This window comes from Frankia sp. CeD, assembly GCF_000732115.1.
Taxonomy (GTDB): domain Bacteria; phylum Actinomycetota; class Actinomycetes; order Frankiales; family Frankiaceae; genus Frankia; species Frankia casuarinae.
On sequence record NZ_JPGU01000104.1, the window covers coordinates 1 to 1,686 of the forward strand.

Annotated in this window: 1 protein-coding gene; it reads left to right on the forward strand. The window is 60.3% G+C overall.

Annotation, left to right across the window (positions count from 1 at the left end; all coding sequences use genetic code 11):
- Window positions 1-1,051 precede the first annotated feature (1,051 nt).
- Window positions 1,052-1,686: IS630 family transposase (locus CED_RS21080; RefSeq protein WP_051868990.1), on the forward strand; the 635-nt coding region annotated here is incomplete at its 3' end.

A 1,686-nucleotide genomic window follows, 5' to 3' on the forward strand; every position in this document is an offset into this window, starting at 1 on the left:
ACCCCGACCGGATCAAGTTCAAACGCGCTGTGAGGATCATCCGGGACCGGGTCGTCACCGACCCGGCTTTTTCCCCCTGACCAGCGGGCACGCACTCAGGGTGAGACCGCCACCGACATCACCCGACCGACCCGGCTCAACACCCGCCGCGAACGCACCTACCCCCGCGTCGTCCACCGGGCGCGCCACAACCAGTATCCGGTCAAGAAACCCGGCCAGCGCGGCCTCCGCCACCACGCCCCGCCCACGATCAGGCTCGCCAACCCCACGAAACCCCAGGTAGCAGCTTGATCGACTTAGTGGAAGTGGCATTGAGCGAAGCGCCGTCCCGAATGCTCTGTGGCTCGCCCTTCTACAAGAAACTTCGAGCGTGCTCGATATCCTCGTCTATGCAGGTCTACACCTACCTGAAGCCAACCCGTCCTGGGTGCCGGAANTCCAGAGGCGTTGTGGCGATGGGGTGCAAGTACGCATCGCGTTCGGCGACCCCGAATCAGAGGAAGTGCGAACGCGCGGAGAGGAGGAAGGGGTTGGCGCTGGGATGGCTGCGCGCATTAGATATGCGCTCTCCTGGTATCAACCGATACTCGGAGTAGAAAACCTTCAGGTCCGCTTTCATGCAACGGTGCTGTATAATTCGATCATCCGATTCGACGATCAGATGTTGATCAATCCGCACATCTACAGCATGCCCGCATTCCGCGCCCCGATTGTCCATCTGCGTAAGATCGACGGCGGACCCCTGTTCGAGACCTACGCTGAATGTTTTGAGCGAATTTGGGCGCAGAGCCGAGTGCTGGAAAACAAGGAGGGGTGACCTGTGCCTCGTGTTGACTATTTGAACGATCCCGAAGCTCCAGCGGCTAACAGCATTGTTCCGGCTGTAAGTGCGATCGTTCCCGATAGCGAAGGACGGATTCTCCTGACCCGTCGTACTAATGGGAATGAAAGTATCTGGACAAAGTGCAACTCGGCATGATTTAATCATTGCATGCGGAAGCCCGACGGTCGGAAAATTGACCACGGAACACTGGAAACAATCAGGATTCGCGTGGCGCGCCAGATTGTTGACGACGGCGCCAACGCCGACGAGTTGGCAAAAGCACTGGGCTTCAGCCGGGCGGCGGTGTTCTCGTGGGCGCAGCAGTACCGCGACGGCGGGATTGAGGCGCTGCGAGCCAAGCCGATTCCTGGAAGGCCAAAGAAAATGACGGACCAGCAGGCCGACCAAATCTACACGATCCTCTGCACCAAAACCCCGGACCAGATGCAGTTCGACTTCCAACTGTGGACCCGCTGGCTTGTACGAGACCTCATCGCACGGCTGTTCGGAATCAGTATCACTGAACAGGCGGTCGGAAGGATGCTGCGGCGCTGGGGAATGTCCCCGCAACGGCCCACCACGCAGGCGACCCAGCGCGACGAAGCAAAGGTGATGCGCTGGAAGACCGAACAGTTCCCGAAGATCCGTGCTGAGGCGAGGCAGGTCGGAGCCACAGTCTACTTCGGGGACGAGGCCTCGGTCCGCACCGACCANCACGGCGGCGCGACTTGGGCTCCCGTCGGTGAAACCCCGGTGATCAGCCGAACAGGAGACCGGAAATCGGTTCTCATGCTCTCCGCGGTCAGCGCCCAGGGAAAGCTTCATTTCATGCTCCAGCAGGGCGGGTCCGTCGACTCCAAGGT